Origin of the sequence: Hydrotalea sp. (genome assembly GCA_030054115.1) — a bacterium.
Lineage (GTDB): Bacteria > Pseudomonadota > Alphaproteobacteria > JASGCL01 > JASGCL01 > JASGCL01.
Genome location: JASGCL010000011.1, coordinates 1 through 22,464, shown reverse-complemented (window position 1 = coordinate 22,464; position 22,464 = coordinate 1). Strand labels below are relative to the sequence as shown.

At 50.8% G+C, this 22,464-nt stretch carries 19 protein-coding genes; 2 read left to right on the top strand and 17 right to left on the bottom strand.

The window, feature by feature from the left end:
• Window positions 1-4: 4 nt before the first annotated feature.
• Entirely contained in the window at window positions 5-1,591 is a 1,587-nt protein-coding gene (gene der / locus QM529_03495) for a ribosome biogenesis GTPase Der (GenBank protein MDI9313727.1), read from the top strand.
• 122 nt (window positions 1,592-1,713) lie between these two features.
• Window positions 1,714-2,031 (top strand): hypothetical protein, encoded by a 318-nt coding sequence (locus QM529_03490; GenBank protein ID MDI9313726.1) that lies wholly within the window; start codon window positions 1,714-1,716, stop codon window positions 2,029-2,031.
• 68 nt (window positions 2,032-2,099) lie between these two features.
• Here QM529_03490 and QM529_03485 read toward each other — a convergent pair whose 3' ends face one another.
• The 17 genes from QM529_03485 to QM529_03405 all read right to left on the bottom strand — a co-directional run bounded on the left by QM529_03485 (window position 2,100) and on the right by QM529_03405 (window position 21,906).
• Window positions 2,100-2,372 carry a septum formation initiator family protein gene (locus QM529_03485; protein ID MDI9313725.1) on the bottom strand — a complete coding sequence of 91 codons (273 nt, stop codon included), beginning with the start codon at window positions 2,370-2,372 and terminating at the stop codon, window positions 2,100-2,102.
• 73 nt (window positions 2,373-2,445) lie between these two features.
• The gene (ftsZ, locus tag QM529_03480) at window positions 2,446-4,374 is read right to left on the bottom strand and encodes a cell division protein FtsZ (GenBank protein MDI9313724.1); all 1,929 of its coding nucleotides are present in this window, start codon (window positions 4,372-4,374) and stop codon (window positions 2,446-2,448) included.
• A gap of 47 nt (window positions 4,375-4,421) precedes the next feature.
• Complete coding sequence (locus QM529_03475; GenBank protein MDI9313723.1) at window positions 4,422-5,690, bottom strand: rod shape-determining protein; 1,269 nt, start codon at window positions 5,688-5,690, stop codon at window positions 4,422-4,424.
• A gap of 37 nt (window positions 5,691-5,727) precedes the next feature.
• Window positions 5,728-6,537, bottom strand: coding sequence for an FtsQ-type POTRA domain-containing protein (locus tag QM529_03470; GenBank protein ID MDI9313722.1), 810 nt, complete (start codon window positions 6,535-6,537; stop codon window positions 5,728-5,730).
• Between the two features lie 16 nt (window positions 6,538-6,553).
• Complete coding sequence (locus QM529_03465; GenBank protein MDI9313721.1) at window positions 6,554-7,510, bottom strand: D-alanine--D-alanine ligase; 957 nt, start codon at window positions 7,508-7,510, stop codon at window positions 6,554-6,556.
• A gap of 4 nt (window positions 7,511-7,514) precedes the next feature.
• Window positions 7,515-8,468: a UDP-N-acetylmuramate dehydrogenase gene (murB, locus tag QM529_03460; GenBank protein MDI9313720.1), complete on the bottom strand. Its 954-nt coding sequence runs from the start codon at window positions 8,466-8,468 to the stop codon at window positions 7,515-7,517.
• Window positions 8,434-9,897 carry a UDP-N-acetylmuramate--L-alanine ligase gene (gene murC / locus QM529_03455; GenBank protein MDI9313719.1) on the bottom strand — a complete coding sequence of 488 codons (1,464 nt, stop codon included), beginning with the start codon at window positions 9,895-9,897 and terminating at the stop codon, window positions 8,434-8,436. Before murC ends, murB begins: the two co-directional genes overlap by 35 nt.
• Window positions 9,898-9,915: 18 nt before the next feature.
• A complete protein-coding gene (locus tag QM529_03450; GenBank protein ID MDI9313718.1) occupies window positions 9,916-11,079 on the bottom strand; it encodes a glycosyltransferase in 1,164 nt (387 codons plus the stop codon).
• Window positions 11,069-12,157, bottom strand: a complete 1,089-nt coding sequence (locus QM529_03445) for an FtsW/RodA/SpoVE family cell cycle protein (GenBank protein MDI9313717.1) — start codon at window positions 12,155-12,157, stop codon at window positions 11,069-11,071. Before QM529_03445 ends, QM529_03450 begins: the two co-directional genes overlap by 11 nt.
• A 37-nt stretch (window positions 12,158-12,194) precedes the next feature.
• On the bottom strand, window positions 12,195-13,628 hold the full coding sequence (gene murD / locus QM529_03440; GenBank protein ID MDI9313716.1) for a UDP-N-acetylmuramoyl-L-alanine--D-glutamate ligase: 1,434 nt from the start codon (window positions 13,626-13,628) through the stop codon (window positions 12,195-12,197).
• A 16-nt stretch (window positions 13,629-13,644) separates the two neighbouring features.
• A complete protein-coding gene (gene mraY, locus QM529_03435; protein ID MDI9313715.1) occupies window positions 13,645-14,775 on the bottom strand; it encodes a phospho-N-acetylmuramoyl-pentapeptide-transferase in 1,131 nt (376 codons plus the stop codon).
• Window positions 14,776-14,820: 45 nt separating this feature from the next.
• The gene (murF, locus tag QM529_03430) at window positions 14,821-16,410 is read right to left on the bottom strand and encodes a UDP-N-acetylmuramoyl-tripeptide--D-alanyl-D-alanine ligase (GenBank protein ID MDI9313714.1); all 1,590 of its coding nucleotides are present in this window, start codon (window positions 16,408-16,410) and stop codon (window positions 14,821-14,823) included.
• Complete coding sequence (locus QM529_03425; protein MDI9313713.1) at window positions 16,397-17,887, bottom strand: UDP-N-acetylmuramoyl-L-alanyl-D-glutamate--2,6-diaminopimelate ligase; 1,491 nt, start codon at window positions 17,885-17,887, stop codon at window positions 16,397-16,399. The genes murF and QM529_03425 overlap by 14 nt, the downstream gene beginning before the upstream one ends.
• 108 nt (window positions 17,888-17,995) lie before the next feature.
• The gene (locus tag QM529_03420; protein ID MDI9313712.1) at window positions 17,996-20,002 is read right to left on the bottom strand and encodes a penicillin-binding protein 2; all 2,007 of its coding nucleotides are present in this window, start codon (window positions 20,000-20,002) and stop codon (window positions 17,996-17,998) included.
• A gap of 6 nt (window positions 20,003-20,008) precedes the next feature.
• A complete protein-coding gene (locus QM529_03415) occupies window positions 20,009-20,389 on the bottom strand; it encodes a hypothetical protein (protein ID MDI9313711.1) in 381 nt (126 codons plus the stop codon).
• A 29-nt stretch (window positions 20,390-20,418) separates the two neighbouring features.
• Complete coding sequence (gene rsmH, locus QM529_03410; GenBank protein MDI9313710.1) at window positions 20,419-21,444, bottom strand: 16S rRNA (cytosine(1402)-N(4))-methyltransferase RsmH; 1,026 nt, start codon at window positions 21,442-21,444, stop codon at window positions 20,419-20,421.
• A gap of 27 nt (window positions 21,445-21,471) precedes the next feature.
• Window positions 21,472-21,906 (bottom strand): hypothetical protein, encoded by a 435-nt coding sequence (locus tag QM529_03405; GenBank protein ID MDI9313709.1) that lies wholly within the window; start codon window positions 21,904-21,906, stop codon window positions 21,472-21,474.
• Between the last annotated feature and the right edge of the window lie 558 nt (window positions 21,907-22,464).

Genomic DNA, 22,464 nt, shown 5'->3' with positions numbered 1-22,464 from the left:
GCTTATGATAAAGCCCATCCATCAACAATTCCTCATCAGCCTTATCGGTCGTGCCAATGTTGGCAAATCGACGTTATTCAACCGATTGGTGGTAAAAAGTTATGAGCGCAAAAACCGCCTAACCGCCGACATGCCAGGCCTGACCCGCGATATCGAGGTTCGTTCCGCCCAAGTATTAAACGCGCGATTCATGGTGGCCGACACGGTGGGTTTTCAACCGATTAAAGACGCGATGGATGAGAAGGCGCGGCAATTGCTTTACGGCTTAATAACCCGCAGTAACCTGCTTATTTTTATGGTCGATGGCTTGGTGCCGCTGAATCAACTTGATTGGCAATTGGCCGAATTCATCCTGAAGCAACAACGTCAAGGCGCACAACCCGCCTACAATTGCATTGTCGTAATTAACAAGGGGGAAAATAGCAACAAGCTGTTAAACGCGCGGGGCGAGGTTGCCGACCTGCTGGCGAAATACCCCATCAACCGCGTCAATGGTGTGGCGGTCGAACCGGTGGTGATGTCGGCCAGCCACGGCATCGGCATGATGGAACTTTACGATTGCTTGATAAAAATTTTGCCCGAGGAAGCCTTTGCCGATGACCAAGACCAAGACGACCAGGCCGATGACCAAATGGATGAGGAAGCCGGCGAATGGGGTAAGGATTATGATGATATCGATGACGCCATCAATAAGGCGGCCAAAACCCCACCTGAAAAAGAAAAAACCAAACCAACCAAACAACGAAGCGCGTCACAAATTCGCAACGACCGGCAATCGACCATCAAATTGGTTATCCTCGGTCGGCCCAATGTTGGCAAATCGACCCTGACCAATCGGTTAATCGGCGAGGAAGTGGTTTTAACCGGCGACCTGGCCGGCACCACGCGCGACGCGACCTATCACGATTTTACGCGCGTCATTAATAACCAGCCGGTTGATTTTCAAGTCATCGACACCGCCGGTATTCGCCGGCGTGCCAAAATTACCGAAGCCGTTGAAAAACAATCGGTCGACCTTGCCCTGACCGCCCTGCGGTTTGCCCATGTCGCGATTTTAATGATTGACGCCACCGCGCCATTGGAACAACAGGACATGGCGATTATAAAATTGGTTATCCAGGAGGGGCGGCCATTTTGCCTGGTGCTGAACAAATGGGATTTGGTCGAAAACAAAAAACGCGCCCGCGCCGAAATTGAACGGCAGGTTTCGTATCTGTTGCCACGGGTTAAGGATTTACCCATCATGCCGTTGAACGCGCTGGACGGCAAGGGGATTTACCAGCTGTTGCTGGCGATTAAACAATTACACACACGCTGGGGCAAACGTATCGACACCGCCAGTTTGAATCGCTGGCTACGCCGTGCGATGGAAAAAAACCCACCGCCCAGCCGTCGCGGTTTGCGCGCCAAAATTAATTTCATCATCAATGTAAAATCACGGCCGCCGCATTTTGTGATATTTCTAACCCGCAAGGATTTGATGAATGAAAATTATTTGCGCTATTTGGAAAACAGCCTGAAGGACGAATTCGATTTCGCCGGCGTGCCGTTCCGCTGGACGATGCGTGTCAAAAAAAATCCATTTGATTAGGGGCGGGGGCAATTGCAAGCCCATGAATGGCGCGTGGCGACCAGCCGCAAGTGCCTATCTCACCCATCGGCAGGGGGGGCTAGCAATCTTGACTTTTCCCTTCAAACCCTTTATGGTTGGCCATGGCTTATTTATTTTTCCTTTACCTTTATCGTGCGCTTTCAACGGCGATCATTGCCTTTTATAGCTTCTTTTCGATTTATTTTTTGGCCACCAGCGATTGGACCGACCGCATGGGCCAGGCCTGGTTTAATGCCTCGGTTTCCAGCCTGAATCTTTTCCAGGTTGTTATGGAACGTTATTTACACCTTAATATTATTTGGGACAATGTTATTGTGCCATGGTTGTTATTACCGGTGTGGGCGGCGATTATTATTTTTATTATTATCGGCGTTATTAAATTATGGGTATTGCGCCTGATATTTCAAAAAATACTCTAAGCCCTCTATAATAACCGGCGTTGATTTTACAAAAAAATCGTCGGTTGTTTATTCTTTTATTCTGCCATTTATTCTTTAAGGCGACGTTCGTTGGGGTAATTATAGCCCAATTTTTCGCGCGCCAATTCTTCTAACAAATCTTTGTTTGGGTTGTTGCCATCCAGCGATTTTACCTTGCCGCCCAGGATTTTATTTTTTTCCTGCCATTGTTGTGCCTCGGCCTGCAATGCCCTGATTTCTTCCCTTTTTTTAAACAGGCGATAGGTCTGGCTGGCGGTGTGAAACATGCCAAAAAACAACAACAGCAAAAATAATAAAAATGCGGTGCTCTTTAATATCATCTCTTTTTATAACATGGCGCAATGGTATTTACCAGTGGCTATTCGATGCCGGGCATCGAAAAAAGGTCAGGGGTTATTTCTTCTTCAACTCGATGCCGGGCATCGAAAAAAGGTCATAGGTTATTTCTTCCTCCACCCGTTGTTTTTTGCGGGTCAGGCGGTGTTTCAGGCGCGATTTGCCATGTTGCGCTTCATTGTCCCCCGTGGCGCCTCTTGCCATGGCGCCGCGTGGTTTGTCATCCTCCGCCGTGGCGCTTCTTGCCATGTCGCCGCGCAGGTCGACAACCTCGGGGTATGGGCCATCACCATCGTCATCGTCCTGGCCATCTTTATCGCCAAAAAACGCGCTGAATATTTTTTTGAACAGGCCGGTTTTTTTACCGCCGGATTCTTTGCCGTCATTGCCATGGGCTGTGCGGCGATTGTCGATAGCATCATCTTGCTCGTCTTGCAGGTCGGCGACGTTGCTCCGGTAACGCGCCGAGTCAGCGGCATCGTGCCATGCGGCGTTATCTTCTGTTTCTTCCTTATGGATTTCTTTTTTGCTGATGGCTTGCGAAAAATTATCAAACTCGGCCATTTCATCGGCAATGCTGTCGGTTGCTTCATCGCCGGTTGCATCACGCAAAGTTGGCTTATATTCAAGCCTGTCTTCCACATTGTCTGCCGCGTCATCGCTGTCGCCAGGAATCGGCGACCCCTTAGCAAACGGGTTATTAAACACCGGTCGGCCACTATTATTATCACGCGTCGCGGTGGCCGGCGCGGCATCGGCGACATTGGCGATATCGTCCATGCCATCAATGTCTACATTGCTGGCTTCATCGCTCATTTCATCGCTCGTTTTATGGACCATCCCGCCCATCAAGCCATTTGGTTGGCGATAGGGTTCTTCCGATTCATCCATTGCCTCTTCGCCTTCCTCATCATATTGCGGGCGTAATGGATTAAGGGGATTAAGGGCGGTGTTTTTAATTGCCGCCAGATGCTCGCCGGCGCGGTCGCTACCTTGGAAACCGGTGGCGCCCTGCAATGATTTTAACAAATGGCTGGCGACGCCGGCCCCCTCGCCCTTGATACCCGTTGCCACCAACGAGACGCGGATTTTGCCGTTCAGGGCCGGGTCGGTCGAACTGCCGATATGGATATTGCAATGCTCGCCCGCCGCCGCCGCAATAATGGCGATGGATTTTTCCGTTTCAAACAAGGTTAAATCTTCACCGCCCGATATATTGATAAGCAATTGCTTCGCGCCGGCGATGTCGGTGTTTTCCAGCAATGGGTTTTGAATGGCGCGTTGCGCGGCAACCGTGGCGCGGTCCTTGCCCGTGGCCTCGCCCGTGCCGAGCACGGCGCGACCCATCTCGCTCATCACACCGCGCAAATCGGCTAAATCCAAATTGATATGGCCGGGGCGCACGATAACATCGCTGATGCCGGCCACGCCATTGTAAAGCACCTGGTCGGCGAGCATGAAGGCCTCGCGGTTGGTGGTTTTTTCATTGGCCAGCGACATTAAATTTTGGTTGGGCACGATTATCAATGTGCCGACCTGGTCCTTCATGGCGCGGATGCCATCAAGCGCGATGTCCATTTTCTTTCGCCCCTCAAACGAAAATGGTTTGGTAATAACCCCGATGGTCAGCACGCCCAGTTCTTTGGCGATTTTCGCCACCAATGGTGCCGCGCCGGTGCCGGTGCCGCCGCCCATGCCAGCGGTGATAAACAGCATGTTGCAATTTTTTAATGTTTCCTTAATTTCGACGATGTTTTCGCGTGCCGCCTCTCGCCCGATTTCCGGGTTGCCGCCCGCGCCCAACCCTTGCGTCAAGGTGGTGCCCAATTGAATTTTTACATCGGCGTTTGAATGGATAAGCGATTGCATGTCGGTGTTGGCCGCGACAAATTGCACGCCCTGCAATTTTTTTTCGACCATGTTGTTGACCGCGTTGCACCCCGCGCCGCCAACCCCAAAGACAACGATGTTTGGATTAAAGCTCATGATATTATTTTACGCCTGTTCGCTTGCCCTGCCAAGTTATTTTATCTCTAGCCATAGTTTTTTCTTGCCCAAGCAACCAAATTTCGCAATAAAGATGGTTTGGGCATTTGTTGTTGGTTAAGTTGTTTTTTTATAATGAATAATGCGGCCCCCACCATTCCTGCAAATTCTGTGCCATCGGCATGGCGCGGCAAATTGGACAGGGGGTTGGCAGGCGTGGTGCGCACCCGCCGATTCAATTTTTCCCTTAACAATTGGTCTAGGCCTTTTAGCTTGGTGCCGCCACCGCTTAAAGATAACACCGCCAATTGCCGGTAATTGATGTTATATTTTTCCAACACACCGGTTACCTGGTTGATAAGGTTTGACAGATAGGCCGTTACCACCGCCATGGCCGCCGCTTCATCGATTTTTGGCAGGAGCGGATTGGTTGTGGCAAATGATAATTGCCCATTTTGCCCCGTGATATCGCCGAATGACCGCTTCACTGCCTCGGCGGTTTTTACATCAAGCCCCAAATTTTTGGCCAGGGCCAGGGTCAATGCCCGCCCACCAATCGGCAGGCGGTAAAGAAATATCGGGCAGAAGTTTTTAATCACCGCGATGTTGGTGGTTTCGGCACCGATATGCAGGCTTAATGCCCCCATTTCCTGTTCGTCAACCGCGGTCATGCCGAGGGCTGACGCCATGGCCTCATCAAGCAACCACGATGGCCGCAGGTTAATTTTTTGCAAAAGCCCATCGATATTTTCTAGGGCGTGGCGTTCCTCGTAAATCATTGCCATGGTTAGGGAAAGTTTTTGCCCGACCAAGCCAAGCGGGTTTTTCAGCGCGGGCGAGTTATCCAACCGGTAATCAAACGGAATGGGGTAAAGCAGGTGATAATCCCCCACCATTTTTGGCGACCAAAATTTTTGGTTCAGGGCGAGCAGATGCCGCCGCGTTACCGCAGAACCATTAAGGGTCAGGTTATATTTTTTCATCACCACCGCCGGGCTGGGGCCGGAAAACAACACGGTGATTTTTTTCAAATGATGCTCGGCGTTTTGTTCGGCCTGGCTGAGGGCGGCCAGGGCGCGGTCGCGGCAAGCCCGCAGGTCGACGATAAAACCATTTTTAATACCCAGCGATGGCGCGGTGCCAAACCCCATCAATAATGGTCGATTGTTTTTATCGCGGCAAAATATCGCGATGCGAATCGTTTCGCTCCCCAGGCTCAGCACCGCAAATGGCTCGTTATCAAAACTTTTTGAAAAATCTTCCCAACCGCTCTTCAGGGCATTGGTCGGACGTTGTAGGCGATTTTTTTTATCCATTAGAAATATTTTTTAGTTGTTGTCCGCTGGTATTTTTCTACTTATCCGGTGACAATAGCCGCACTATCGTTTGGTTTTCAAGCCGCAAATCAAGCTTCTCGATTTTCAAGTTTAGGATTTTATCACCTAACACCAATTTGCTCAAGCGCTCCATCACCGCTGGGGTTATGTCCTCTGGCATATCGACCTGCAGGTAACCATTGCCTAAGGGGCGCGTCAACCACAACCGCCACCGCCGCCCACCGACATATTGTGCCTGGTGCACCAAATCAAGGAGTAGGCTGTAGGATTGCAATTGGTTATATAGCGCGATGAAATGTTGCACCATCATGTCATCGGCCGGGCGGTAATCCAACAGCATGATATTGTCGGGCAAATCGCCGACGGTGGGTTGCGGCAACAACCGCCCGTCGCGCGTGATAATTTGCCGCGTCGCGGCCAGGAGGGCGACCGGCACCCGTTCAACAAAATTGATGCGTAATTCGCGGCTGGGGTAATGAATCACCACGGTGGCCGATTCTATCATCGGCAATTGTTCCAACGCTAATTTAATGGCGCGCGCCGGAATCAGCGGCAGGGGTTCGGCAATCGCCACCTGATGCGCCGTCAAAACCTTATCAATAATATCTGATGACGGGGTGAAGGTGGTTTCGCTGACCGCGGTGGCACGAAGCACGAAGCCCATTTTTATCGCCACGGCCTCAATTCGCGGCGTGATGAAATATAATCGACTGGCGGGGTTAAGCGGCGGGTAGAAAAAAAAATACAAAAACCCCATCATGCCCAGCAATGTAATAATAATCACCAGCCGCGCTATCCGATTATAAATATCTAAAAAACTATCCATCGCTAACTATAATATTTTATTCTGCACGACCGGCCGCCGCCAAAATATAATCGACCAATTGCGCGAAGGAAATGCCTTTGTATATTGCTTGCTCCGGCACCAGCGACAAATTGGTCATGCCGGGTTGCGTGTTAATTTCAAGCAAGGCCAAGCGGTTGTTATGCGGGTCGTAGCGGAAGTCGGTTCGGCTGACCCCCTTCGCGCCAATCACCTGGTGCGCGCGCAAGGCAAATGCCAAACATTGCTGGTAAATTTTTTGGTCGATGTTGGCCGGGCAGACATGGGTGGTTTCGCCGGTTTGGTATTTGGCCTGGTAATCGTAAACGCCACGGTTGGGTTGCAATTCGGTTACCCCAAGGGCGGTTGCCACGCCATCGATTTCCAACACCGCGCTGGTTAGTTCGAGGCCTGGGATATATTCCTCGACCAATGCGTCGCCAAAATTCCAAGTGGACAGGTCGGGGAATTCATCGCCGGCCTTGATAATATAAAGCCCGACCGATGACCCCTCGGTCACCGGCTTTATCACCAACGGCCGCGCGATGCTGGGGGTTGGTTGTTGCCTGATGGCGGCTTGGTTAAAAACCTCGTGCCGCGCAATCGGCAAATCATGGGCCGAAAAACTATTTAATGTTTTGACCTTGTCCATGGCGAGGCGCGACGCCGCCGGCCCCGAATGGGTGTAGCGAATTTTTAATTGCTCCAAGATTTCTTGCACGCCGCCGTCCTCGCCAAATCGACCATGCAGGGCGTTAAAACAAACATCGGGCGCAAAATTTTTAAGCGCGGTTTTGAATTGCGCCAGGCCATTATCGCTTATATCTTTTGGGTCGAGCATCATAACATTGTAGCCCAAGGAACGTAAGGCGTCGCCCACCGCCGCGCCGGAGACCAGCGACACATCGCGCTCGGCCGATGGCCCGCCGTAAAGCACGGCAACTTTTTTAAATTGTTGGTTGGTATTTTGATTCATGTTTTTAAGCCTCGCCAATTTTTTTTATTTCCCATTGCAAATCGATGTTGAATTTTTGCCTAACCTTTTGCACCGCCAAATCCCCCAGGGTTTCGATATCACGCGCCGTTGCATTATTATCATTTAGCAAAAAATTGCAATGTTTTTCGCTGAACACCGCGCCGCCCAGGCGGTGGCCGCGCAACCCCACGGCGTCGATTAATTCCCACGCATGGTGCGGCAGTGGGTTTTTAAATGTCGACCCGCCGGTGCGACCGCGCAGGGGCTGATTTTTTGCTTTTTCTTCCTTCAACTTAAGCATCTTTTCGCGAATAGCATTTTCGTCGCCCGTCATGGCGGTAAAATAAGCATTGATGCAAATAAAATCGGTCGGCACGGCGGCGTGGCGATAAGAAAATTGTAGGTCGCTGTTTTGTAAGGTGATGATGTCGCCCGCGCGATTTATAAAATCGGCGTGGTGCAATATATCCTTGGTTTCCGAACCAAAGCAACCAGCGTTCATAATCACCGCGCCGCCGACGGTGCCCGGAATGCCGATGTAAAATTCAAAACCGGCAACATGTTCCTGCAACGCAAATTGCGCCAGGGTGGCATCGCGCACCGCCGCGCCGGCGGTTATCATGCCATTATGATGAGTCATGCTGTTAAATCCCTTGCCCAGTTTTATCACCGCGCCACGCACGCCATTATCGCGCACCAATAAATTAGACGCGCCACCGATGGTCGTGATTGGTATATCGCGCGGCAGGTTTTTTAAAAAATATTGCAATTGGGCAATATCATGCGGCGTAAAAAAAATATCGGCCTTGCCGCCAACCCCAAACCAGCTGTGCCGCGCCAATGGCTCATCGAACAATAATTTTTCGCCAAGCTCTGCGCCTAATTCATGTAACAATGATGATAATTTTTGCGCGACCATTTTTTTATAATAATTTTTCCAATTCGGCGGGCAGTGCATTGGCCCATTTGGAAACATCGCCCGCCCCCAAGCATAATATCATATCGTTTGGTTGCACCACGGCGGCCAATTGTTTTGCCAAACCCTGCGGCGATGACATTTTTTCGGCATAGGGGTGGCCGGATTTTTTTATCGCGGCGAGCAGGCTATCACCCGTCGCCCCGTCTATCGGTTGTTCGCCGGCGCGGTAAACATCGGCCACGAACAGCAAGTCGGTTTTCAACAGCGATGCACAAAAATCATCGAACAGGTCGCGCAGGCGGGTATAGCGGTGCGGTTCCACCACCACCACCAAACGGCCCGCATGACCCGCGCCCTCAAGCGCGAACCGCGCCGCGGAGAGCACGGCCTCAATCTCCGCCGGGTGGTGGGCGTAATCGTCAATCACCGAGATATTTTTTTTGTCCTTGCCCTGCACCACGCCGGTCAGGGTGAAGCGACGTTTCACCCCCTGAAAGGATTCCAACGCGGCGCGAATATCGCGCCAGTCGATGCCCACCGCCCGCGCCACGGTAATGGCGGCGGCGGCGTTGCTGACATTATGGTTGCCAAACAGCGGCAGGCGAATCGCCGTTTCGCATTTTTTATTAAGCCACAAATCGAACAACGCGCCGCGATTATCGAACCGGATATTTTCAAGCCGCGCCGCCGCGCCGGGTGCCAGCCCGTAGCTGATAATTTTTCGCTCTTTTATTTTTTTTACCAATTCGGCCACCACCGGATGGTCAAGGCAGGCGACGGCAAAACCATCAACCGGCACACGCCGCATGAAATCGTAAAAGGCGGTTTTGACCGTGGCGAAATCGCCATAATGGTCAAGATGCTCCGGGTCAATATTGGTCACCACCGCGACCGACGCCGGCAATAATAAAAACGAACCATCTGATTCATCGGCCTCGGCAATCAACCAATCCCCCTGCCCCAATTTGGCGTTCGATTGATAATTGTTGATGATGCCGCCGCTGATGACCACCGGGTCCAAACCGGCGGTGATAAAAATATGGGCAATCAACGACGTGGTGGTGGTCTTGCCGTGGGTGCCCGAAACCGCCACCGATTTTTTCAAGCGCATCAAGGTCGCCAGCATATCGGCGCGATGCACTATCGGAATATTCAGGGCTTGGGCCTGGACATATTCGGGGTTGTCTTTTTTGATGGCGGTGCTGACCACCATGGTGTCGATGCCATTGCCATTATTGCTGTCGTTGCTGGCGATGATATTTTTTGCATCATGGCCGAGGTGAATAACGATGCCTTTTTTCTTCAAGCGCAAAACATTGGCGTTTTCGCCCGAATCCGACCCCGCGACCTTGTAACCCAAATCATACATTACCTCGGCGATGGCCGACATGCCGATGCCGCCGATGCCGACAAAATAAATTGTCCCTAACGGGCGCGTCGTAATGTCGGATGATTTTTGGGCGGGCATGGTCGTAATAAAATATAGTTATTTTTTGCGGTGTTCGATGGTTGCTATAACCAATTTCATCAATTCAACGCCAGCGTTTTTTTTGGCGAAGGATTTTATGTTGCGCGATAATGACTGGCGTGCGGCGGGGTTTAGCATCAGGTCGCGCAATGCGGCCGCCAATTCACGCACCAATGTTTCGCTGTCCTCCGCCGTTTTGTTTTTCTTTTCCACCAACAATCGGCATGCCGCGCCAGCCGCCAATAATTTTGCATTGTAATATTGGTGGTTGTCGGTGGCAAAGGGGAAAGGAATCAAGATGGCGGCATTGCCCATGGCCGCAATTTCGGCCAGGGTCGACGCGCCGGCGCGGCCGATGAAAATATCGGCGCGTGACAATTGTTGTGGCACATCGTCAAAAAAATCCTTGATGGTGTTTTTCACAGCCATTGCGTCATACCGCGCCGCCAGGGCGGCAACCTGCGCCGCCTTGGCCTGTTGGCGGATGGTTATTTTTTTTGCCATGTTGCCGGTATTGTCGGGTAATTCTTGCAACAGTCGCGCCATCGCCCGTGGCACAATATCGGCAAAAACCTGCGCCCCCTGCGACCCGCCGGTGACAAAAATTCTTAACGCGCCATTATTATTATTTTTAACAGCTTTGGTTTTTAAAAAAACATCCTTGATGGGTGTGCCGACGAAGCTTGTTTTTTTTCTTTCAACAGCGTTAAGCCCACGGCATTGCGGCAAGCCGATGGCTATCGCGCTGGCCGAGGATTTAAACAACCGATTGGCGCGACCGATAACCGCATTCTGTTCCAAAAAAACATGGCGCAGGCCAAGCAACCGCGCCGCCAAAAACATCGGCACCATCATGTAACCGCCAAACCCGACCACCACCGCCGGCCGTTCGCGCCGCAACAATTTGATGGCCGGCAAAACCGCCCACAGCAACGACGCGCCGGCCAATAATTTTTTGACAACACCGCCCTGCGGGCTACGCAATGGCAGGCAATAGGTCGGGCAAGATAATTTATGCCCGCGAAAATGTTTATGAAAATAATCGATGCCGCGTTGTTCGCTGACCACCGACGGTTGGTGGCCAGTGGCCAATAACAATGTCGCCAGCGACAGGGCGGGGAAACTATGCCCGCCGGTGCCGCCCGACACCAAAAATATTTTGTAAGAATTATTACGCGTCATTTTTCTGCCTCGTCAATGCCAATAAAAAGCCCATGGTGATGGCGGCCGATAACATCGCCGAGCCGCCGTAGGAAATAAACGGCAGGGTCAAGCCCTTGGTCGGGCCCAGCCCCAGCACGCTGAACAGGTTTATCAATATCGCAAAACCAAATTGACAAATCAACCCGCCGCCGGCGATTATTCTAAAATCATTTTTGCTTTCATAAAGCCGCTTAAAGCTTTTTAAAATAATCACCACATAAACCCCCAAAAGCCCCAAGGTGGGGATGAGGCCTAGCTCCTCCCCCAACAATGCAAAAATAAAATCGGTGTGAACATCGGGCAGGGTTAATTTCACCACGCCGGTGCCGAGGCCAGTGCCAAGAAACCCACCGCTGGTGAAGGCCGCCATCGATTTTTTTATCTGGTAGTCGTTGGTGTGTAATATACGTTCCTGAACATGGGGAAAAATATAATAGGCCGCGATGCCCACCAACGCCATGCCCAACAGCAACGGCAATATAAAACGCAATCGCGTGCCGGCCAAAAACATAATACTGAGGAAGGTCAAGCCAACCAACGCCGTCATGCCGACATCGGGTTGCAACAACAACAAGCCGATAACCAACAGCAATATCAACAACCCCAAGCCATAAAAAAAATATTGTTTTTCACGCTTGGCGAGGACAAAAAAATTGGCAAACAGCACCGCCAACGCCGGCTTAATAAATTCTGATGGTTGCAGGGCAAGGCCGAATAAAGGAAACCATCGCTTTGCGCCCTTGGTCTCTTGCCCGCCCCTGACCAATATCAATATCATCAGCATGATGGCGATAAAAAATATCAAACCCGAAAGTGCCTTTACTTGGCGCGGCGACAGGAAACTTGTGCCAACCATCGTCACCATGCCCAGGGCAACAAAAATGACATGCTTGATAAAAACCGATGATGGCGTCGTCGGGTTGGCCATGCTGGAGGATACCGCCAGCAAGCCAACCGCCATTAGGCAAAACACCAACACCAGTGTAACAATATCGACCGACCACCACCACCTGGCCAGCGGGCTTTTGTCGGCGCGGGTAAAAAGCAAACGATCCATCTATTATCTTTATATTTGTCTATAACAGCCAGCAGGATTAAGGGAGGTTTTTTAAAGCCAAAACACGGGTTTTAAAATCATTGCCACGTTCTTCAAAATTTTTATATTGGTCAAAACTGGCACCAACCGGCGACAGCAAAACAACCTCACCCTGTTTTGCATCTTGATGCGCCGCCGCCAAGGCGTCGGCCAAATTGTCAAACACCGCGCCGTCGATTTTTGCCATCACCGCCTGTTGCAATTGTTTTGCGCCGGCGCCAAAAAAATACCCACGGGCGATATTATCGGCGGCCAGCAACAGGTCATGAAACCTATCGCCGGATTTTAATTCGCCGCCGGCCAGCCACCTTATATTTTTAAAACTGCGCAGGGACATCAACGCGGCATCGACATTGGTGGCCTTGCTGTCGTTGATGTAGGCAACATCACCAAATTGTGCCACCAATTCTTGGCGATGCGCCAGGGGGACGAAGGTTGCAACGCCAGCGACAAAATCCTTAACCGCCATGCCGTAATAATCGGCCACCAGGTAAGCCGCCGCCAGGTTTTGCGCATTATGCGGCCCGGGCAGTGCCGGGTGCAGGGGCAAGCCGGCAATGGTTTTTTTTGTGCCATCGCGGTTGTCGACCAAATTATTATCAACCACGCCAACCCCGCCCGATGGCAAGGTAAGGCCAGAGATGGGAATCAGCCGCAAATTATTTTTGTTTTTTTCATAAAAGCCGCGACAAAATTCGTCGTCGATGCCAATCACCGATAATTTTGGTTGCTTTGCCTGCGCCGTGCCAAAAATTTTTGTTTTAATCGCCAGGTAATGTTCCATCGTGTCGTGCCGTTCCAAATGGTCAAAAGATAAATTCAATAACACCGCGACCTGTGGCACGGGGTCGGCCATTCGTTCGATTTGGTAGGAGCTGAGCTCCAGCACATAAACACCCCGCCCGGCCGCGTTGTTTGGCAAAACCGGCAAGGACAATGCCGCCAGGCCGATGTTGCCGCCCATGGTGGCCGACCGCCGGTTGGCCGTTAATAAATGCGCGGTTAATTTGGTGGTGGTGGATTTGCCATTGGTGCCGGTGATAAAAACAAAATCGCGCTTGTTATCGTCCTGTTCATCATCATCACCATCGCCGCCCAATTCGTCAAATAACAAATCAACATCGACGCGAATCGCCACCCCCAATTGCCGCGCCCGCACCGCCGCCGGGTGGGATTTTTTTAGCTTTGAATCGTTGGCGACAATGCCGGGCGATAATAATAACATATCGATATTGTCGCCCTTGCCCCAATCGGCGGGGGAAAGGATGGTAATGCCGTTGCTTTCAGCCGTGGCGCGATTTTTTTCGTCGTCGTCAAACGCCACAACATCGGCCCCCGATGCCACCAGGGTTTTCACCGCGGCCAGGCCGGTAACCCCCAAACCAACGACGTAGATTTTTTTCTTATTTTTTTGATAAGAAGGAAGCAACATTGCAGGCTCCCATTCTTTAACGTAATTTTAACGTGCTGAGGGCGATAAGGGCACAGATGCCGGCCACTATCCAAAACCTTATCACGATGTGGGTTTCGGCCAGGCCCTTTTTTTCATAATGGTGGTGGAGCGGCGCCATGAGGAAAATTCTGCGCCCGGCCTTATATTTCATTTTGCTATATTTAAAATAACCAACTTGTAACATCACCGACATGGCCTCGACCACGAACAACATGCCGGCAATCGCCAACACAATTTCGTGTTTGGTTGCCACCGCGATATAACCCATGACGCCACCCAGGGCGAGCGAGCCGGTATCGCCCATGAAAATCATTGCCGGTGGCGCGTTGAACCATAAAAACCCCAGGCCGGCACCGATGATGGCGGCGCATAACACCGCCAATTCGCCGCTGTCGTCCACATGGTGGATTTGTAAATAATCGGCGTAGATGCTGTTGCCCACCAAATAGCTGATAAAACCAAACACCGCGGTTACTATCAATATTGGGCCGATGGCCAACCCGTCGAGCCCGTCGGTTAAATTAACCGCATTGGCCGACCCGACCACCACCACCGCCATGACCAACAAAAACCCCCAGCCAAAATTAATACTGAGGTCTTTAAAAAATGGAAAATAAAGGGTCGTGCTGAGGTTGGTATCTTCGGACGCGTAGCGAATAAAAAAATACCCCAACACCGAAATCCCCCCGCCGAGCAACAACCGCACCCACCCGGGCAGGCCGCCGTTGGCCAGCATTTTGCCGGCTTTTTTGGTTTGTTTGGTGACTTTTTGCAAATCATCGACCATGCCGATAAGGCCGAAACCGATGAACACCACCACCGCGCCCCACAAAATAATATCGCCGCCATTGCCCCAACAAAATAATGAAAAAAGCGTGGCGACAATAATCATCAACCCGCCCATGGTCGGCGTGCCGGATTTTTTTAAATGGTTGAGCGGCACGTCGGCGCGGATGTTGGTTTGGCCGCGTTGTTGCGCGCGAAGCCAACGCATAAACCACGGGTAAAAAGCCAGCGAAAATAAAAAGGCGGTGAGCATTGCCATCAGGGCGCGAAAGCTGATGTAGCGAAAAACGTTTAAGAAACCGACGTAGGAATCGAGCGGTAGTAGAAAATAATAAAACATGATGGTTGGGGTTGGCTGGGTTAATAAATAAGACGATAAAATATTTTATGGTTGGTTTTCATTGGCCTTGTTTTGCAGGTGTTTGACAATTTTTACAAGCCCCATGGCCTTAGACGCCTTGACCATGATAATATCATATCTAACAATAATTTTATTCAATTCTGCGATGGCTTCATCGACGTTGTCAAAGGCCATCCCCCGTCCCGGGTCTTCTGTACGCGGCGGCGAAACTACAGTCCCTGCGCTACCATGTAATAAAAAATGCTCCCAAGCTTGCTTCATCAAGTGGCCAACGAAGATGAGATAGTAGGCACCTGAACGCTGGGCTATATCGACTATCTCTTTATGATATTCTAATTCCTTATCCCCCAATTCTTTCATATCGCCGAGGATGGCAATTTTTCTAGCCTTTTTTGACGACCCTAAAGCTGGCTCAACATAATTAACAAGATTTTGTAATGCCGCCTTCATCGATGCCGGTGCGGCGTTATAGGATTCGTCTATCAGCACTATTCTTTTATTGCCTATTTTTAATAACTCGCTATTGCCGCGCCCGCTTGGCGCGCCATAGGTTGATAATTGTTGCGCATGTTGCACCACGGCGGCATCTTCATCTATCCACAAATAACGAAGCCCGGCCAAAGCAAACAAACTATTTAACGCTTGATGTTTGCCATGCGTTTTTAAATAATAGTTTAATTCGCGAGCAAAGAATTTGAATTGTGCTGAGATATTAAAATTATATTCGGCATCAGCAGATACTTCGGCGCGGGCTGATTTTAAACGCACGTCGCAAAAATCCCCCTCCCCCACTGAAATCACTTCGCCATGTGGGTGGCGGTTTTTAAACTCACCCGACAGCAAATTAAAAAAATCATATTGGCCAGATGTTTTTTCCAAAATTGCCACTGGGGGGTCAAATGGGTTATCGTCCATCATGTGCTCCAACAATTCGCCCTTGGCTTTGGCGATGCCGCGCAAACTGCCCAAATAACCAATGTGGTTTTCGCGAATGTTGGTGATGATAACAATGTCGGGGCACAATGTTTCGCCAATTTCGCGCAATTCGCCGGCGTGGTTCATGCCGCATTCGTAAACCCCGGCCTTGATGTCGGCCGGTGAATTCAGCAAGCACAGCGGCACCCCCAGGGTGTTGTTTTGGTTGGCCGGCGATTTGTAATATTTTTTGCCGGATTTTTCCAACACATGCGCCACCATTTCCTTGACCGATGTTTTCCCCACCGAGCCGGTTATGGCCAACACCTTGCCACGGTTTTTATGTATTTCCTTGCGCCGAGAATGGGCGAGTTTTTTAATATCCGCCATCACATCATCGCTGGCGATGAGTTTTTTTTGTATGTCGGGCGAATAATTTTTCACGCGGTCGCGCAGGCACAAACTGCCGGCCGCGCCATTTTTTATCACCTGTTCGATATAATCATGGCCGTCTTGGTTTTTGCCGACCAATGGCAAGAAAATTTCCCCGCCGTTAATTTGTCGACTATCAATGACAAAACCGGTCGCGCCGGTGATGTCGCTGGAGATGCCGACGGGGTCGCGCACCCAATCGCCCAAATCATGCCCCAAACCCTCCGCCAATTGTTCCCGGCTCCAAATAATATTATTTTCTGTCATTTTTTATTTCCTCCCTTATCACCTCAGCATCATCAAATGGTAATGTTTTATCGCCAATAATTTGGCCGGTTTCGTGGCCCTTACCCGCGACCAACACCACATCGCCCTTATCGGCCATCGCCACCGCCATCGCAATGGCTTGGCGGCGGTTTTCGGCCTCTATACCATTTTCGCAGGCCGCCAAAATCGCGGCGCGAATTTTACTTGCCACCTCGCCCCTCGGGTTGTCATCGGTAACAATAATTTTATCGGCCAGTTCATTGGCGACCCTGCCCATTTTTGGCCTTTTGGTGGCGTCGCGGTTGCCGCCGCAACCAAACACCACGATAAGGTTTCTCTTGGTAAAAGGTCGCAAGGTTTGCAACGCCGTGGCCAGGGCCGCGTCGGTGTGGGCGTAATCAACAAAAAAATGCGCACCGCGATGTTCGGCAATTTTTTCTATCCGCCCGCGTATCGGCGATAAAGTGGCAAGATGCGGCAGGTATTTTTGCAATTCACCCGCGCTGTTATCCTTCATCACCATCATCAAGGCGGTCAGGGCATTTTCCGCCTGGAAATGACCGGTCAGGGGGATTCTCGCCTGGTAATTTTTTCCCATGAATTGAAAATCCATAACCTGGCCCGCATTGTCGGTTGGCGTCACGCGGGATAGGAATAATGTTGCGGCGGAATTTTTCTTGCGGCTCATCATTATTTTTGTCAATTGCCGTTGGTCGCAAATTGCCGAAATTTTTTCCGCCACCGCGCAATGTTGCCAAAAAATGGCGCGGCCACCAATTGACAATATGTCGGTAAACAACCGCAATTTGCTTTGGTAATAATGGTCCAATGTTTGGTGATAATCCAAATGGTCTTGGCTTAATTCGGCCATTGCGCCGGCCACCACCTGGCCGATAATACCATCCAACCGATACTGGTGCAGGCCGTGGGACGATGCCTCCATCGCCACATGGTCTACCTTATCGCGGTGCAATGCCGCCAGGGCGGGGTAAAGCCATTCCGGGTCGGGCGTGGTGTGTGATAAGGTGGTGGTGGATTTCGCCGCCGCGCCCTCGCGCACAATGCCCAGCGTGCCAATCGACGCCGCCGATAAATTGCCACGCGCCCATAATTCGCGCGCCATTTGGACAATACTGCTTTTGCCATTGGTGCCAGTAACTAGGGCAATGTTGCGCGGCATGGCACCGGCGCGTGCCGATAGTAGCAGGCTTAAATCGCGGCGCGGGTTATCGCTGGTGATGATGGCAATATTTTTATCGCCGCTGATTTTTTTTGCCACCGCACCATCGTCGGTCAAAATCGCCGTTGCGCCATTTTCAATCGCCGCCCCGATATAATCGCGGCCATCTTGGCCGCCGCTAAAACTCGGCGGCAGGGCGACAAATAACCAGCCACCCGCCACCCGCCGGCTATCGGCGGTTATGCCGGCGTGGGACGCGGCCAATTGTTCTATCGATTTTGGGGCAAGTTCGGTCATGCAACGAAAAAAACTATCATAAAATAATAAAAAAATTATCGGGGCTTGTATTGCTATAGCATGTTGCCCCAATTATTTAACGTCTGTTTAGCAATTTTTTGTCTGGCTTTATTGCGATTTTATCATTTCGGTTTTAATATTATTTGTGTCAACAACAACCCCGTCATCACCGCCGTTATAGGCGCCATCCAGCGGCGCAAAATGACTGATTTTTTCCAACGCCTGGTCGTTGCGTTGTTCGGCGGCGCGGCTGGGCGCGACCGCCAACAATGGCGCGATGGCACCAATCAATCGCCCGCTGGCCGGCACCAATGTCTCGCTCGCCAAATAACCCTTGCTGGTGTTATCCAGCAACAGAAAAACCAGGTAACGCGGTTTCTGCGTCGGGAATATCGAAATAAAGCTGGTCAAGTTTTTATCGCGGCTATATTGCCCATTGATGATTTTTTCCGCGGTGCCGGTTTTACCGCCGACCTCATACCCGACCGCCGCCGTGCCATTGATACGTTGCCCCGAACCCACCAGCACATTCAGGCGAAGCAACCGCCGCAATTCGGCGCGGGTGGCGGCACTGACAACCTCGCTATTATTTTTTTTATTTGGGTCGGCCACATTGTCGGTCGGTGATGGCCAGTTGAAAGCGGCTTGCCATTTTTCTGGCAACAAGCCACGGAATTTACCCCACAAGGTGCCGAACATGTTCCCTTGATTGAGCGATTGATTTTGGCTGGCGGCATTGCTTGCATCGGGTTGCTTGATTTGCAACGTCGGGGCGCGCCACACGCCGTCGCCCACCAATGCCGCCACCGCGGCGGCAAATTGCAACGGCGGCAGGGAAATCCCATGGCCAAAACTTATGGTTTCGCTTTCTATCTTGCCCCATGTTTTTGGCACCATCGGCCGCGCCATCTCATGGTCGGGCAGTTCAAAATTCATTTTTGATAGCAAATGCAACGATTGCAAAAAATTACGTTGCGCCATTTTATTATTTTGCAAAACATCACCCGTCAGCAATGCCGCCCCAATGTTCGATGAATAGATAAAAACCTCGTCGCTGGTAATCGATCGCTTGATGGGGTGCAGGTCGTTGATGGTGTAACCATCGATATCCAGCGGCCGGGTAACATCCCACAATCTTTTGCGCCATGGTTCATCGCCCTTGCTGTTCTGGTTAACCTGTTGCTGGTCCAACCATCCGGCCATGGTGACAATTTTCATGACCGACCCCAATTCGTAACTGCCGCCGGTGACCATGTTGAAGGTATCGTTGATATCAAGCTTGGCGCGATTGTTGGGGTCAAACCCGGGGAGGGAGGATAGTCCCAAAACCTCCCCGGTTTGCATATCCAGCACCACCCCACCGGCGGCCGATGCATTATGCGCCGTCTTCGCCTTGGCCAATTCGTTATCAAGGTAATTTTGCACGCGGCTGTCAATCGAGATATTAACATCATGGCCGGCAGATAATTGTTTGTTAAAAAAACGTTCCAGGCCAGAAACCCCCAGGTTGTTGCGATTAACAAACCCCACCGTCACCGCGCCGCTACGACTGCTCGGGTAAAAACGTTTGTTGCCATTACCGATTTCTAACCCTGGCTCGCCCAAGGCCAAAATAGATTGCTTCAGGGCCGGGTCAAGGTTTTCAGCGAGAATAATTTTACTGCCATTTTTATCTTGGAATTGTTTTAGCAAATCGCTTTTTTGCAGGTAAGGCAACAATTGGCTTAATTTTTGCGCCGTGTCGTTGGGTTTTAGAATATTACGCGGGCTGGCGACCAGCGACAATGTCGGCAAATTGCCGGCCAATAAAAAACCTTTGCGGTCATAAATCTTACCGCGCGGCACAATATTATATGCGTCCGGCGCTATCATAAATTTTTTGTTAATCGCGCCGTCCATCGCCAAATGCACCAATCGATAACACGGCACGGTAAATATCAATGACAAAACCGCCACCGCAATAATCATCCGCCCTTTTATTTTCCGCAAATAAATTTGTTTGGGGTCATGCGTCGCCTTAAAATCGTGCGGCAGGTGGCGCGTATCGAACAGCTGTTTTTCATCCAGAAAATCGATAAGCGGCATCGAACGGGGCAGGGTTTTGGCGCGCGGCATGCTTGCTTATTGTTGCAGGGTCTTATCGCTGTCGTTCGTTAATTGGCCATTATCGATGTTATCCAGCGCGCGCCGATTGTCATCGGGGTTGTAAACCAGGCGGTTATCAAAAAACCATTGGCGGCTGACAAATTGCGCTTCGTGGGTTGGCCGCATGTCGGGCAAAAATTTTGCGGTCAGGGTCGCGACCGACGAGGGACTGGAAAGGTCGCTGTAGGCAATCTCCAAACGGCTGTTTTCTTCGCGCAGGGCCAGCACATCGTGGCGCAATTGCTTGGCGGTGCGGTTGGCCTGGCTTAGGTAATAACCGATGTAGGTCGGCGTCCACCACACCGCAACAAAGGAGAAGCTGTAAATAATAATGATAAGTAATTTTTTAAGGGTCATGGTTTTTTCTTTCGTAAATTTTGATGTTATTAAGCGGCCAGCGGTTGTGGTGAATTGTTCGCCGCAATTTTTATCACGGCGCGCAATTTGGCCGAACGGCTTCGCGGGTTTTGCGCCAATTCCTGTCCGCTGGCGGTGATGGGTTTTTTGGTTAGAAGTTTAAAGGTCAGGTTATGTGGCTTGGCTGGGTTTGGCTCATCGGTGGTTTGGGTGGTTTGCGCCGCGCTTGCGCCGCCAGCAACCGGCATGACCATTGGCACATGGCGCGATGGATTTGCCGGTTTCACGGCGCGTTGTTTAAAAAAATCTTTGACAATTTTATCCTCCAACGAATGGAACGAAATCACCACCATGCGGCCGCCAATTTTTAATAATTTTTCGGCCGCCAATAAACCAGCTACAACCTCGCCCAATTCGTTATTCACCGCAATGCGCAACGCCTGGAACAGGCGGGTTGCCGGGTGATGCTTGCCATGCTTACCAATCGTGTCGACCACCAATTTGCTTAATTGCGCGGTGGTGGTGATGGGTTGTTCGGCACGCGCCGCGACAATTTTTTTTGCCAACCAGCGCGATTTTTTTTCCTCGCCGTAGCGGTAAAAAATATCGGCCAGGGCGGCCTCGCTCGATTGGTTGATGATATCGGCGGCGGTTGCATCGGTGCCATTTTGATTCATCCGCATATCGAGCGGTGCATCCTGCATGAAGGAAAAACCGCGTGCCGCATTATCCAATTGCATCGAGCTAACCCCGAGGTCGAAGACCACGCCGTCGACCATGCCGTGATAGTTTTTTAATAAATCGTCCATCTTGCCAAAATTGCTATTCATAAATTCAAAATTTGAGTGATTATCTTGCAATATCTTCGCCATTTGGTTGACGCTGGGGTCGCGGTCCAGGGCGATGAGTTTTTGCGGCCGCTGTTCCAATATCGCCCGCGCCATGCCGCCGGCGCCAAAGGTTGCGTCGATGTAAATGCCGTTCGCTTGGTTAATTTTTAGGGCTAGCATATCGATGACCTCGTTACATAAAACTGGAATGTGGTTGGTTGTCATTTTTTAATTTTGTTAATTGTGGGCGGGTTAGAGCACGAGCTTTAGGTTTTTCGGCGGGGTGCGTTTTTTCTTAAAATCATTCAATTTCGATTCATGCCAAATAAAAAACCTTGTGCCATGGCCGACAAAAAATATTGTATCACCCAATGAAATGGCGGCGTGGGATAAAAATTCACCGGGCAAAATAAACCGGCCGGTATCGTCGATGGCGATGTCGCGGCTTTCGGCGAACAGCCAGGCCATGTCGTCTTCTTCCTTTGAAAACAAATTGGTTTGCGCCATGACCGCGGTTTGTAATTTTTCCATGAAATTGATGGGGCAGGCCTCCAGCGCATCATGGCTGGGCGATGGAAAAAGAAAAAAACGATTTTCCGGCAAATGGGTGCGAAAAGCGGACGGCAAGGAGACTCGACCCTTCAGGTCAAGTTTCAAGGGATAGGTTCCAGTAAAAACAGCCATCATAAAATACCCTTATGGCGCAATTGCGGGGGATAAAAACAGAATCCCCCATCATTGCCATATTTTGGTATTTTATGGGATTTTATGGGATTTGTCAAGCTATTTCCACGGCTTTGTCAAGTGGTTTTGGAGGCGTTTTTTGGTGTTTTTTTTCGCTTCACCGCTCAATATCTCTCTCCCCGTCATCCTTGAAATCTCCCCCTCTCACCCCTCTCTCCGTCATTCTCGAAGCCACCACATGCCCGCCGTTTAGGCGGGGGCGCGTCAGCGCGTGGTGGCTATCGGGAAACCAATCCTTGGCGTCAACTTTGCCCACTCTCAGCGGACATCGCCTCGCTGGTTGATAAAATGACAGCTTCGCTGGCAAAAGATTATTACTTTGATGAAATATGACGCCAAGGATTGCAATTTATTCGCGCTATCACTTCGTTACTTGAGCGCGGCCGATAATCGTTGCGAATGGTTTGCGATATTGCTGAACGCAATATCGCTCGCAACGATTTCAGGAATGACGGACGGTGGGGTGTTAAAAAAACGGCGGAGAACAAAGCGATGCCACAA